Origin of the sequence: Neorhizobium vignae (assembly GCF_000732195.1) — a bacterium.
In the GTDB taxonomy this organism is placed as follows: Bacteria; Pseudomonadota; Alphaproteobacteria; order Rhizobiales; family Rhizobiaceae; genus Neorhizobium; species Neorhizobium vignae.
On record NZ_JNNU01000002.1, the window covers coordinates 505625 to 519121 of the forward strand.

Annotated in this window: 11 protein-coding genes and 1 pseudogene; 4 read left to right on the plus strand and 8 right to left on the minus strand. The window is 59.7% G+C overall.

From position 1 onward, the window contains the following. Nucleotides 1-20 precede the first annotated feature (20 nt). Nucleotides 21-1460 (minus strand): pyruvate kinase, encoded by a 1440-nt coding sequence (pyk, locus tag GQ59_RS02705; protein ID WP_037077112.1) that lies wholly within the window; start codon nucleotides 1458-1460, stop codon nucleotides 21-23. Further along, nucleotides 1460-1933, minus strand: a complete 474-nt coding sequence (locus GQ59_RS02710) for a DUF1036 domain-containing protein (protein WP_037077113.1) — start codon at nucleotides 1931-1933, stop codon at nucleotides 1460-1462. Before GQ59_RS02710 ends, pyk begins: the two co-directional genes overlap by 1 nt. Nucleotides 1934-2142: 209 nt before the next feature. On the opposite strand from GQ59_RS02710, the gene GQ59_RS02715 reads away from it, so the two are divergent. The 4 genes and pseudogenes from GQ59_RS02715 to GQ59_RS02725 all read left to right on the plus strand — a co-directional run bounded on the left by GQ59_RS02715 (nucleotide 2143) and on the right by GQ59_RS02725 (nucleotide 3859). Further along, nucleotides 2143-2934 carry an N-formylglutamate amidohydrolase gene (locus tag GQ59_RS02715; RefSeq protein WP_037078126.1) on the plus strand — a complete coding sequence of 264 codons (792 nt, stop codon included), beginning with the start codon at nucleotides 2143-2145 and terminating at the stop codon, nucleotides 2932-2934. Nucleotides 2935-2956: 22 nt separating this feature from the next. Further along, nucleotides 2957-3265, plus strand: coding sequence for a DUF1244 domain-containing protein (locus GQ59_RS02720; protein ID WP_037077114.1), 309 nt, complete (start codon nucleotides 2957-2959; stop codon nucleotides 3263-3265). An 86-nt stretch (nucleotides 3266-3351) separates the two neighbouring features. Further along, a pseudogene (locus tag GQ59_RS30880) lies at nucleotides 3352-3486 on the plus strand (GapR family DNA-binding domain-containing protein); the annotation flags it as partial. 112 nt (nucleotides 3487-3598) lie between these two features. Further along, a complete protein-coding gene (locus tag GQ59_RS02725; RefSeq protein WP_037077115.1) occupies nucleotides 3599-3859 on the plus strand; it encodes a DUF2312 domain-containing protein in 261 nt (86 codons plus the stop codon). 98 nt (nucleotides 3860-3957) lie between these two features. On the opposite strand, the gene GQ59_RS02730 is transcribed toward GQ59_RS02725, so the two are convergent. From GQ59_RS02730 to GQ59_RS02755, 6 genes are all read right to left on the minus strand, one after another. Beyond that, complete coding sequence (locus tag GQ59_RS02730; RefSeq protein WP_037077117.1) at nucleotides 3958-4593, minus strand: HNH endonuclease; 636 nt, start codon at nucleotides 4591-4593, stop codon at nucleotides 3958-3960. Then, nucleotides 4590-6041 carry an AAA family ATPase gene (locus GQ59_RS02735; protein WP_037077119.1) on the minus strand — a complete coding sequence of 484 codons (1452 nt, stop codon included), beginning with the start codon at nucleotides 6039-6041 and terminating at the stop codon, nucleotides 4590-4592. Before GQ59_RS02735 ends, GQ59_RS02730 begins: the two co-directional genes overlap by 4 nt. A gap of 196 nt (nucleotides 6042-6237) precedes the next feature. Continuing rightward, nucleotides 6238-7026, minus strand: a complete 789-nt coding sequence (locus GQ59_RS02740) for a hypothetical protein (RefSeq protein ID WP_037077121.1) — start codon at nucleotides 7024-7026, stop codon at nucleotides 6238-6240. After that, nucleotides 7023-10421 (minus strand): VPA1269 family protein, encoded by a 3399-nt coding sequence (locus tag GQ59_RS02745; protein ID WP_037077122.1) that lies wholly within the window; start codon nucleotides 10419-10421, stop codon nucleotides 7023-7025. The genes GQ59_RS02740 and GQ59_RS02745 overlap by 4 nt, the downstream gene beginning before the upstream one ends. Nucleotides 10422-10425: 4 nt before the next feature. Then, complete coding sequence (locus GQ59_RS02750) at nucleotides 10426-11811, minus strand: site-specific integrase (RefSeq protein ID WP_037077124.1); 1386 nt, start codon at nucleotides 11809-11811, stop codon at nucleotides 10426-10428. A 226-nt stretch (nucleotides 11812-12037) separates the two neighbouring features. Next, the gene (locus GQ59_RS02755; RefSeq protein WP_152564192.1) at nucleotides 12038-13135 is read right to left on the minus strand and encodes a hypothetical protein; all 1098 of its coding nucleotides are present in this window, start codon (nucleotides 13133-13135) and stop codon (nucleotides 12038-12040) included. Nucleotides 13136-13497: the final 362 nt, after the last annotated feature.

Sequence of the window (13497 nt, forward strand, 5' to 3'; positions counted from 1 at the left end):
GTTTGTCGGGGCGTTGCGTCTCAGATGCCGCTCTGGCCGTCTGAGCCGATATAGGCGATGCGCAGCATGTTGGTGGCGCCGGGCGTGCCGAGCGGAACGCCGGCCGAGATGATGATCCGGTCGCCGGGCTTGCCGAAGCCTTCCGACACGACGATGCGGCAGGCGCGGTTGACCATGTCGTCGAGGTCCGTCGCGTCATGGGTGACGACGCAATGCATGCCCCAGCCGACCGAAAGCCGGCGTGCCGTCTGGACGATCGGCGACAGCGCGATGATCGGCACCTCCGGACGTTCGCGGGATGCGCGCAGGCCCGTCGTGCCCGACGAGGTATAGGTGACGATGGCCGACAGTTTCAGGGTTTCTGCGATCTGGCGGGCGGCAAGCGAGATGGCGTCCGCACCGGTCGCCTCGGGCGTCGCGCGCTGTGCATAGATGATGCTCGGATAAAGCGGATCCTGCTCGACCGTGCTGGCGATCGACGCCATCATCGACACCGCCTCGACCGGATACTGGCCGGAAGCCGATTCGGCCGAGAGCATGATCGCATCGGCGCCTTCGAAAACGGCGATCGACACGTCCGAGACCTCGGCGCGGGTCGGAACCGGCGCGGTGATCATCGATTCCAGCATCTGGGTTGCGACCACGACCGGCTTGCCGGCGCGCCGACACAAGCGCGTCAGCTGCTTCTGGATTCCCGGAACGGCTTCGATCGGCATTTCGACGCCAAGGTCGCCGCGCGCCACCATGACGGCATCGGAAAGCTCGATGATCTCGTCGATGCGCTCCAGCGCCTGGGGCTTCTCGATCTTCGACATGATGCCGACGCGACCGCGGGCGATCTTGCGCACTTCGGCAAGGTCATCGGGGCGCTGGACGAAGGAAAGCGCCACCCAGTCGACATCGTCGGTCGCGAGAACCGCGTCGAGGTCGATACGGTCCTTTTCGGTCAGCGCGCCGACGCCGAGCAGCGTATCGGGCAGGCTGACGCCCTTGCGGTCGGAAATGCTGGTGCCGGCGACGACCTTGCAGACGATGCTCTTGCCATCGGCCTTCTCGGCCTTCAGCGCCAGCTTGCCGTCGTCGATCAGCAGGCGATGGCCCACTTTCACGGCTTCCAGGATTTCCGGATGCGGCAGGAATACGCGGGTCTCGTCGCCTGGTTCGTCGCGGTTGTCGAGCGTGAAGGTCTGCCCCGGAGTGAGCGTCACCTTGCCCGCTGCAAACTTGCCGACGCGGAGCTTCGGGCCCTGAAGGTCGGCGAGAATGCCAATCGGCCGGCCGCAGCGCGCCTCGACGGAGCGGATGCGCGTGATCAGCGTGCGCATCAGGTCGTGGCTCGCATGGCTCATGTTGATGCGGAAGAGATCAGCCCCCGCTTCATGCAGCTTCTGGATCATCGCCTCTTCGGACGAAGCCGGCCCGAGGGTGGCGAGGATCTTTACTTTGCGGTTGCGCCTCATCAGTTGTGGCCTTCTTGTGTGCCAGGCGTGTCCGAAAGCTGGACCATCCAGCTTCCCTGACGGCCCGTATCGTATTCCTTGAAGCCCATGCGCTGGAAGCCACGGGCAAAACAGTCATTGACGCCGACGACTTTGAACTCGTTCTCCGCGACGCACATGTTCACATTGCCGGTCCAGCGGCCGCCCCGGGCCGCGTCCTCGGCATAGAGATAATAATAACGCGACTGCAGTTCGCCCTCGATCAGCGTCGCGCAGGTGGAGGCCGGAACCTGCCACCAGCCTTCGGTGGTCCAGCCCTCCGTGGCGCGATAGCCGATCGCCACGCCGACGAGGTTCTGCGTGGCGTTGCAGACACGGAAATCCGCATGCGCGACGGTCGCCGCCAAAAGCGGAACGCCGAAGGCGACCATGGCGGCAAGCGCCGAAGCGGAAACGAGGGAGCGAAGAGTGGCTTTGGGGGATTTTTTCGACACGGTTTCCGTCAGGACTCCATGGTTATTCGTGAAGCACTTTCTTCGCGCGGCGGAGTCGGAAAGTCAACGTAACTCTAATCGATTAGTCCGTCTCATGCGCTCAATCCAAGCTGATCGTCGCCCCAACACGGCTTGCGTCGCGGCTTTCCCCATGCCATCAACACCCGTCTTCCGACCGACCTTTCGAAACCGTTTCATTTCCGATGGCGATGCAGGACTTCATTCCTTTCGAGATCATAGAAGGCGATTATGACAGCGGCATGGTGCTGCTCGCCGACCATGCCATGAACCGCCTGCCCGCCCGCTACGGCAGCCTCGGCCTGCCGGCGAGCGCCTTTCACCGCCATATCGCCTTCGACATCGGCATCGAGCAGCTCACCCGCCGCTTGGCGGCGATGTTGAACGTGCCGGCAGTGCTCGGCTGCTTTTCGCGCCTGCTGATCGATCCGAACCGCGGCGAGGACGATCCGACCCTGATCATGAAGATTTCCGACGGAGCGATCATTCCCGGCAATCATCCGATCACGCAGGAGGAGTGGGATTTCCGCCTCGACACCTATCACCGGCCCTATCACCGCGCCGTCGAGCGCACGATCGCCAAGGCAGGTGCGTCGGGCCGCGCGCCGCTCGTCCTGTCGCTGCATTCCTTCACGCCGTTCTGGAAAGGCGTCGCCCGCCCCTGGCATGCGGCGGTGCTGTGGGACAGCGACGACCGCGCCGTGACGCCGCTCCTCCGCCTGCTCGACGAACCGGGCGACATCGTCGTCGGCGACAACGAGCCCTATGACGGGGCGCTTAAAGGCGACACGATGTACCGGCACTGCATGGTGTCGGGAACCCCGCACGCGCTTCTCGAGGTCCGCCAGGACCTGATCGGCGACGAGACCGGCATCGCCGCCTGGGCGGAAAGGCTGGCGCCGGTCTTCAAGACACTCAACGCCGACCCCACATTGCATGAATACAGGATTTTTCCCTCGCGCACCGGCCCCTATCCGGTGTGACACGACACCAGGAGGTGCGCCCATGAGCGAACTCACGAAAGAACAGCAGACCGAATTCGAGGCGGCCGCCTTCCGCCGCCTTGTCCAGCATCTGCGCGAGCGCACCGACGTTCAGAATATCGATCTGATGAACCTTGCCGGCTTCTGCCGCAACTGCCTGTCGAACTGGTATCGCGATGCCGCCAGCGATGCCGGCGTCGATCTCTCCAAGGACGCATCCCGCGAGATCGTCTACGGCATGCCCTACGAGGATTGGAAAAATCTGCATCAGGCGGAAGCCTCGAATGCACAAAAAGCCGCATTCGACGTCAACAAGCCGGCCCATGGCTGATCGATTTGCCGATTGGGCTTGACCTCGCGGCGGCTTTTCGGCAGTTGACGACCATTCATTGAAATCTACACGATCAGGAGGCCCCGATGTCTGATGCTCATGGCGTCGCCCGCGACCAGCTTCGCGCATTTATCGAGCGTATCGAACGACTGGAAGAAGAAAAGAAGACCATCGCCGACGACATCAAGGATGTCTACGGCGAAGCCAAGGGCATGGGCTTCTAAACCCCCTCAGATCGTATGTTATTGATGTAGAATCAATAACTTAGAATGACCATATATGTTGCCGGCCGTGTGTGCAAGCGGCCGAAGGGACAAAAGAGAAGGGACAACAATGGAAGAAGTCGCAACGACCGGAGACATCAATGTCGCCGCTTCCGAACTACGCCAGTTCATCGAACGGATCGAACGTCTGGAAGAAGAGAAGCAGACGATCGCCGACGACATCAAGGACGTATTCGGAGAGGCCAAGGGCCGCGGCTACGATACGAAGGCGATGAAAACGATCATTCGCCTGCGCAAGAAGGACGCCAACGAGCGCCTCGAGGAGGAGTCCATCCTTCAGACCTACATGGCCGCCCTTGGAATGGAATAGCTCGAACGGGCGCCCGACAAGCGCGGAGCGCCCTTCGTTCACATCGCCCGCCGTGGCGCGAGGCAACCTTTGCGCCACGGTACCACAGTGCAGAATACCTAGAGCCGCGTCGGCCTAATTCTCGCAGCAGGCTTCAGTGGTGCACGCATCGCGAGCAATGCTCGATAATTGTTCTGGAACTGCTTCTGCAGCCGGTTCGGCTGCTCTTCGACAAGGGCGTCGGCGGCACGTTCCTTGACCCTTTCCGGAGTCATCAACTCGAAACGACTTATCGTCTCCTCGCCTTTTGCCGTGATACCGGCAATCAGAATTTGCCGCAGGCCGCCGATCGAGTAGTCGAGATGGGCGCCCGGCGCGTCGAAGTAAGGATGAACGATTTTGAAGCGGCAGCGTCTGTATTTACGATGCCAGACTTCGATGGGATCGTAAGTGTCCTTCCGGTCCGTGTTGCAAGCATAGCAGGCGAGAACGAGATTTTCCGGCCGGAACGTCCACTTCGGATAGACCGCCTTCGGTGCGACATGGTCTCTCGCAGGATAGTCCTCATGAAGATACGAACGGCAGTAGGCACATCGACGGCGTTGCTGGACCATCAAGAGCGTGGTGACGTCGCGTTTGAAGCGGCCCACGCGGCCCGTCGTCCGTTCCCAAAGGGTCGGTTTCGCGCCATCATCCTTTCTTGACAGATTCTGGACAAGCGCCCAGTCGTAGGCGGGAACGCGTATTCTGATCATCGAATCTTCCGTCGATATGCCTTTATCTCTTCCACGACGATCTGCAGAGGCTTGTCGCCAGCCAGATCCAGTGCAGAGGCCTTTCCCAGGAACGCATCGAGGAACCCGACATCCTTGCCTCCGGCCTGTACGTGTTCGAGAGCCGTAGCCAGATCCTCGTAGAAAAGCGTGCTCGACGCGGACGGAATTCCCAGCACCTGGTAGAGAACGGCTTCGGAGCCCCATCCTTCGAAGCGGGCGTCCACCGCCTCGAGCACCACGCCCTCGGCGTCTCCTGTGACTGTGACGACGCTGGCGCGCCCTTTCGGCAAATTGGAGATGAGGTGCGGAGAATGTGTTGCTACCAGTACGTGGCACCCCTCAGCGTGATCCAGCGACTGCGAAATGAGTTCGATATATCGTTGCTGCCACGTTACGTTCAGGCTGACTTCGGGTTCGTCGATTAGAACGAGCGATCCGGGACGGGCGTACGAAATAAGCTTCGATCCGGTGGCAAGAATGTTCTGCTCGCCTGAACTGAGGTGCCCGAACTCGATTTCGAAAGGCGCGCCAAACGACACGGATGGCGACACGTTGAATCCGAGTCTCTGGGCGAAAGGAGCAAGATCGCCAAACTCATCGGCCAAAAACGCGCCGTCCCGATAAGGAAGATCATCCAGCGAAATCGCCAAGGTCGACTTCCTGCTGTCTGGATGCCTGATCCGCGCGGTCGCACCGACCAGCCCTACGAACAGCCGGCGTACGTGATCCGCGTAGCTCCGTACGTTCTCTTCCGTCGGTTCGATGCGTGACGCGCGGCGGCCGAGCCGCTGACGTACGCGGTCACTCCATTCGACGTCGTCCAACTGCAGTAGTCCGGTCAATTCACCTATCGAGACTTTCGGAAACATGATCCAGATTTCCGCGGCCGCATTTTGGACAACCAGAGAAAGCCAGCGACGAAATGCGGCCAGCCTTGCGCGATCCGCACCCATGTTCAGGAGTGCTTCCGCGACTCCGCGCTCAACCGCGCCGGTCGTCATCAAATTGCTGCTCTGGCGCGCTCCGAGATAAAAGTAAAAGTCCTCTTTACCCTGTGTTTTTTGAAAGTGGAAACGATCGGATACAAGATTGGAAATCGCGAGCACGCGGCTAGGAAGTCGTGCTCTCGCGTCGTCGCGATATAGCGTACCGAGCCCGACTCTGCCCGTGGTCTCTCCATCGTGGACGTCCAACCCGCGGCAGAAGCCCCGACCTTCATATTCTGGTGGTTTGCGAAATCCAGACGCGTTGTAGATCAGTCCTAAAAGATTCGCGATAGATGCAAGGATCCGGCTCTTGCCGCTTCCGTTTTGGCCAGCCAGGATAGAAATATGGGTGGTCGCAAGATCGGCATGCTCGCTCACGAGGTCGAAATATCTGTTTACGTCCGTGAAGCGCCCGCGCCTGACGATGAATGTAGTTGCCACTGCCGACGCCTGCCCTTCCTGGCGGCGTCGAGGACCCGTCTACCAGCCGTCAAGTTGCGATCTCGCATATGTGGACGATATTTTCGAAGACCACCACTGAAAATTGAATACTTTCAACAACTGTCCAATGCATATTGAGGCTCGAGACCACGGCGGCGTCCCAAGGCTCTCGAACCTTGCCATAGGCAACCGTCCTTCAGTTGATCGGCTTTAGACTGTCAGGATTGAGACCGGACAGGCGTACCAGCACTCGCATCTCGCCCGCCGTGATGAGAACGAGGTCGCCCAGATCCGTCATGACCCTCCCGGTGTGTTGCTCGTACTGCAGGCCCATACCGGCGAGCACGCGGTCGTCGTGCAGACGAGCCACGAGGCTCGAGAGTGCATGTCGATCATCGCCGCTGATCTGCCCTCTTATCTCGGCGGCCACGTCCTCGAAGGAGAAGTTTTCACGATCGCGGAGGTCGACGCCCGAAAGCTTGTGAAAGAATGCGGCCAGCGTGTTGTAGCGCAGTCGGGCCAGCCGTCCGTCCTCAAGTTCCGTCCTGACAGCCGACTGATCGTTGAAGTCGAGATTTTCCAACAGAATTTCGTCGATCCTGCGCGCCCGCGTGCCCTTTCGCGCGGGAGGCCGGGCTCCATTCCGCTCGCCGTCACGCGCCCGCAGGTAGTCCGACAGCCCTTCATCGTGGGCGATGGTGTCCTTCGTCGGCCCCGGTGGCTCCGACCGGGGCGAGAGATACTGCTTCAGCTTCCTGTATTCGTGCACGCTGAGTGCAACCAGTCGACGATGTGGATGAAAGTACGTCGTGCGCCAGCCCTTCTTTCTCGCCAGTTCGAGCGCGCGACCGGAAACGATGTCGTCGCAGGCCTCCTTGAGCCTGGCGAGCGTGCCCAGGCGTCTGTCGCTGCCGTTATCCTTCGCCTCCTGTACAAGCCTCGCCATTATCTGCGCGGACAACCGCCCGTCGGGTTCCTCGCTCATGCGCGGGCCTCAGACGCGGGAGGCAGTCCTCGCAGCGACCCTAGAAGCGCGCCAGAGGGACGTTCGGCAGCCTCCCGGATTCGATGCGCGACTGCCTCGATGGCAGGCTGTGGAATGCCAGTGCGGCTTTCGTCGAGTACCCGTTGGAACTCCTCGACTTCCCCAAACATATCAAGGAGAATGTCGCCTATCGCCACGAGCGCTTCGACCTTGTCGCTCTCCGGGATCCTGTGCATCACGTCTTCCAGCTTGTTGGCACGCAATATTGCGCGCACCTGCTTCTCGGCTTCGAGAGGAACTACGGGCGGCAGCTCGATCGCGGCCGCCGGAATGATCACGACGTCCCTGATGACCGAGAGCAGCAACTCGAATTCGTGGACCCTGTTTTCTACCGTCTCGACCTTGTCGAAATCGAACATGGCGTTGGCGATGACGACGCTATTCGGCGAGCGGCCGGCGATTCGGGCAGCCTTCGCCGCGGCGTCTATGCGCCGAAGGACGTCCTGCTCCAGCCGAAGCTCGTCGGTCAGGTTCCGACGGAGCCCTTCCTCGGTCGCGCGGCCCTTTTCGAGAGCCTTTACAGGTCTACCCGCGGCGGACTCCTTCCCGATCCTTTCATTCAACTCGATGCTACGGGCTCCGGACATCCGCAGTTCGATCGTGAGCAGATTGATGCGATTAACGACGCCTGCGCGGAAAGCGTAGCCAGTGCCACGGTACATGCATCCCCCGCAGGCGCGTGGTCGCCACACTGGAATTCGATGTCCCCCTTTGATCCTTCCGGTCGCGCAGTCACCGACGATACAAAGGCCATGCATGAAGATATCGAGAAAGGCCGGTCGCTTGCCCGTGACGACCTCGCGCATGCGAACGGCGGCAGGGGATTCGGCTCCGGCGACGGCCTCCACTTGCTCCAGTATGGACGTCAGAGCCTCCGGCTGGTTCTGCGCGATCCCTTCAATCAACGCGGCGTCGTAAGTCCCGTGCTGCGTGATGGCGTGGATCCGGCGACTGCGAACTCGATTGTAGGTGTTCGCGGCTTCATTGGAGGCCTGACCGAGGAGCAGCCGCAGCACGCTGATCGGCACCCCGCGCTCTTCACCATTCGTCACTAGGCTTCGGCGATGGTCATGGAAGGTGGTCAGCACCAGATCGCGTTCCAGATCGACTAACGGGTAGTCGCGGCCGAGCCTTTCGGCGACGATCGGCTGCGCGTATTTGAGAAAGGCCTTGTAGTAGGTCCGCATCTTGGCGTCCGACAAGACGTCCTGGAACATGCCGGGGAAGCGAAAGAGATGGAACACGTTGGAGAAAAGATCTTCGTCCGTCTCGGCCGTCCTCGCCCTGTTGTCGACGGCCGGCACCGGCTTGTTCATGGGGTTGTAGCGGATCTGAAGATCACGAAGCTCGCAGATCGGTTCGATCAGCTCTTCCGGCAGGTAGACGCTTTCGTACGCCCCGCTTTTGGCGACGCACAGGTACATGGCGTTGACAGGTGTCCGCTTGGCGTCGTCGAGACGAAGGTATCTGATCGCGAACTGATCACGGCCAGCGATCGCACACGGAAGCGTATTCCGGCTATGCGTCATCGTTACGGGATCGTAGGTTTGCTCGTCGCCTTCGCCGCTATCGAGCCAGCGAACCGTTCTCAGCCTATGGCCGGTTCGCAGGGAGACTTCCAAGGCAAGCGGAGCCAACGGCCAGAACATGCGCTCGAAAACACCGTCAGGATTCCGTACGACGGCATAGGATGTTGAAAGACTTCTGGCGAATGCCCAGCCGCCCGAGCGGTTGATTTCGATAAGAAGATCGATAACCTCCTTCTCAAGCGCCCGCCCTGCGCGGCCCCGTTCCTTCTTCTTGGAAGGAAGGCGGTCGAACATGGCGTCGAATGGGCATGGAACATTTTGATCATATCCGCCCCTGGCCGCGCCGGCCTTCCAAAGATCCTGCATTTTCGACATCGCCGACCTAGCCGAATCCGATCCAACGGCGAGACATCTCGACAAGAGAAATTCGTAGAACGTCTCATGGGGTGCGACCTCCGACCTAACGTGATGATGGCGTGTGATGTCGCGAAGACGACTGATTTGCAGTTCGGGTCCGAGCAGGATCGAATAGATGAGAAAGTAATCGAGCGCGTCGCGTACGGCGCGCATGTTCTGGACCTTAAAGGTCGGCAGCAGCTCCCGCATCTCCGCAGCCAACTGCCGCGTATGGTCCGGGATCTTTATTTCGTTCCAGTCCCGCCCGAGGATGCGCGACGCCTTTTTCAGATTGGACGCCGTAGGATGTTCGATCCACCGGAACGCTTCGATTGAAGAAACCCGCTTCCTTCCGTCCAGCAGCCGCGCCTCTCCGCGCTCTCTAAAGTCGACGTCGAACGCCTCGGCCAGAACCGTGTAGACATGATTGATAGACGACGAGCGGCCCTGGTCCGCCGTTCCGTAGTGCATCTTCATATGGAACAGTGCCGCGGGGCAGAACCGGCGCTCCGACCACATCGTGCTCGAAAGCGCAGCCATGACGAACGCGCTCGGGACCTGGCGCAGGGACGTCAGATCGCGGTTAAAGGTCGCCAATATGCCGTCGGCGACATCGCGAGAATGCGGAGGGACGGAAAGCAGCAACAGAAGCGGCCGGAGGTGGTAAGGCCAAAACGCAAGTATACGGTCGTAGAGCCGCAATGGAAACAGCCACACCCCTCTGGCTGCAAGGAATTGCGCGAACCAGATCGGCGCGTACGCCCGACCCGTTCCCGTTCCGGCGAATACCCCTTTGGATCTGGCGACCGGTGCGGCGTTGCTCTCCATCAAACCGGCCAGGCTACTAAGCGCGTCGATGGCGCGGGGCCTCCCAAGGAACAGCGTAGTCTCCAGATCCGACATGCCCAGGGTCTCGCGCTGTCCGAGACGAATAGCATCGTCGAGATCATCGTTCAAAACCCGGTCGATGATCTGAAGCTGGGTTTCTCTAGGCAACGTCGCAACGAAATCGCCCATAGCGCCCGAGTACGTATTCTGCCAGCGTCCGCCTTTCGCCGGCCCGCCGTGAACCAGTTTCAGGTCCACCAGAGCTTTTACGACGGGCGAGTTCTCGAAGACGTGAAGCTTGCTGCCTTTACCGCGCAGAAACAGGCCTAGAAGCGTGTTGTGCCGCTCTACCACGTACCTTTCGTTGAAGTTCAGCAGACCGTACTTCTGGACTATCTGGCCGTATTCCGTCTTCAGCAAGGCTCCCAGTTCGCGGCGCACGGTCCTGTCGAACTCCCACCACAGGGCCTCAAGATCGATCGTCTGCGGGTTTGCGAGCAGTACGATATGGTCGGAGACGTTGACCGTACATCCTCCATCCTCATCGAAGTACTTCACGTGAGATTCAGAATAGACTTCCATTTATTTATCTCCCTGATGCAAGTTTCGAGAAGATGTCCGCCAACCGGCGCCCGTAGTCTTCTTGCGACTGCACGTCGGCATGCCGCAGGACGAGCTGTTTTTCCGAAGGAGACATCCCGAGCTTCGCTTCGGCGTACCAGCCGGTGAAGTGACGGAATCCGTGTCCGTGTCCACCCTCGTCGATGAATGGTTCGAGGCCGATCCGTGCGCAGGCGGCGCCGATCGCTCTCCGAAGCATCTGCTGGCGCATCGGCTTTCCCCGATGGGCCAAGTTGCTAGGATTGATCCAGATATACGGATGCTTTTCGTCCGTGCTGAGCTCCTCGTGAAGGGCGTGGATGGAAGGCAGAAGACGTGCGAACTCCTTGGCGTACCGGTCCACGACCCAGAACCCCCACGACAAGCCGCGCGGATCGAACAGCAGCATTCCCTTCCAGCCGAGGCGCTCCTTCTTCGATAGCTTCCAGAGGCGAGACGTCGCGCTATATTCCAACTCGAGAACCTCTTTCCGGGACCGCGCACCCCTGGTACCGAAGCTCTCGCCCGTCCATGTTGACGCCTCGGGATGCGCGTAGATCACGAACGGGTTTCCATCGTTCGAACCGCTGAACCTTCCGGCGTAGCTTGGTGGAAGCACGTCGCAACGCCACATGTGCAGCGCCTCAGAGAGGCGGGGGCCGGTGGCGGCAAGAAGGCAATAGATGGCTCGATAAACCAAGTTCGGCTCCGAAAAGATTAGATCGTCCATCTGGCTTTCGGTGGGGAACCGTATGATCTGTTTCGCCTTCCTGGTCGAAGGCATCGCGATCTTCCCGAGATCGATAGGGAAGACAGCCTCCAACTCCTGAAGTTCGAGAAATCTCTCGCGCTGAATTTCGAGATGCTGTAGGAACGCAGCCGTCGGACGAACCGGCATTCTCGTTTCAAAAAGTCGGCTCTCAGACCCCAGGGCCCGAGCGAACGGCGAGTCCAGAAGATCTTGCTTCCGGCAAAATCTGACGTAGGTGCGAATGTCCGAAAACTCGATCCGTACCGTCTCGTAGCCCACGCTTTGTGGTCCGGTGAGCCGCCAGCCTAGATAGCTCCAAATCACGACGTCGACTTCTTCATCGGTTCGGATCGACAACCCCGATGACCGCCAGAAGACATATAGAGAGCGGACCGTAACGAGCATTCGGTGCAGGGCTTCAAACTTCTCGACCCCGGCCCTATTGAGGGCAAATCGGTATGTGTCCGATGGAACGCTGACCTCTCCTCGCTCTAGGACCACAAGAATGGGCAACGGCACATCCATGATGCCACCGAACCTTTTCAATCGGACCGGAACGTCGATAACGATAGCGGTAGCGTCAGGAGCCCTTTGGTAGGCGTCGTTCAGATTTTCGTCCATGGTGGCTTTCTTAAACGAGCTACAGGTGAGAGGAGCCGTGAATGACGTGGGAAACCGCCCTGTGGACTGCCTCCGCCTCTCGGTAGTGCTGTTTCAAACGGAACGGAGGCGACGCGACCGCGAACGCAGCGGCTTCTCCGTCATTCTCGAGCTACTATTGTTCGGCGAGCCGCTCCTTCCGACATTGTTAATCGGATGGACGTTGCCACTCTCCGCCACCGTTCCTCTAGTTTCTGAGCACGAAGGAGCGCTCGGTGAAGACGCAGCCGAACTTGTCTTCGAGAAGTGGCTGCAGCTCGTCAGCCATGAGCATCCACACAGTTCCATCGGCGCAATACGGGGCTGGAACGGCCAGCCCGACGTCCCGAAGAAAAAGGGGGATGATAAGATCCGAGGCTTCGAATGTCTGGAACGTCACCGTCTCATCGGCGTTGGCCGATTTTTGCGTGACGCTTGTGAACGGACCGATTTCGCCGGCAAGACGAGCGGCTTTACCCGAAAGGCGATGCTCGAGCAGCGGATCGACGCCGGCCATTTCGACGTAGCCTTGGAGGCCTTCGATCGAGCAGAAATCCTCGTCGCCAAGTAAGCTGACCGGAACTCCAGGCCACACGATCATTGCGTCGTCGAGATATTTAGCAATCCATTGCCAGCGGCCTTCGGATTCATGATTCACCAGCAGCATTCGGCGAGCAGTGATGACCTCTCGTACCTCCTCCGCTTCGTCACGCCCGCCTACGAACACCACAATCTTTCCGAGAACGTCATCTGAAAGCAGGGGCAGCCCACTTACGAAGCCGACGCTCCCGTCCCCCAAGGGAATCAGAAGCTCGATGGCGTACTCGCTATCATTCTCCCAACTGAAAACACCTTCAAATTCCGCTTCAGGTCTGCCGTCGATGACGTCGCCAGAGAAACTTAGCTGTTTGATGTAACCTGCCTCTACGGCGACACCATAGAGTGCCGGACGGAAGTCCAGGTGGTCGGACAGATCGACCGCGGCCAAATTTTGAAAGACCAGCCGAGCCGACTTCAGGATCCTAAAGAAGCTATTCGGAAAACCCGGTACGAGCGCCCCGAGACGCAACTGGGCAACAAGCACATCGAACTGGTCGGCATTGGCGGAAAGCAGCCCGTCGCTGGGAAGCGGGCCTCTCACCTTATGGCTACGTATCCGGTCGCGCCAGCGATCCGACCTCTCGTCGACGACATAGATCGCCCAATCTTCTATCGATCCAGATCGCCCTTCTGCAGACGTATTGGGAAGTGTGTCTGATAGTTCTCCAAAGCTCATCGTGCCTCGCAAGTTTTCCTCTTCACGCAAGGTGGCTCGTGTGTGTCCCACCTGCACACACGAGGCTGCACATCCCGCGCCGGCGGGTCAACTTCGGCCTAACATGCTGGAATCCTTCCCGTTCAGAGATCGGCGTCGAGCAGAGGCCTCCGTCAGGCGGCGGCGTCGAATCCTTAAGGGGCACTGTTTTTCCAGCGAAACCGGCTTCAGGATTTTTCGGCCCGTCGTACGCGAGTCCTTGGTCGACAGTGCAATCGACAAAGGACTCGATGATGTGCAATTTTTTTATAAAAAAAAGGAAAAAAGTGTGGACCGCCGAGGCCCACGGCATTTGACAGAGCCGCAGGGTGCAAAAAGTCTGGAAATCGAATCAGTAGGCCGACTAACTTCGG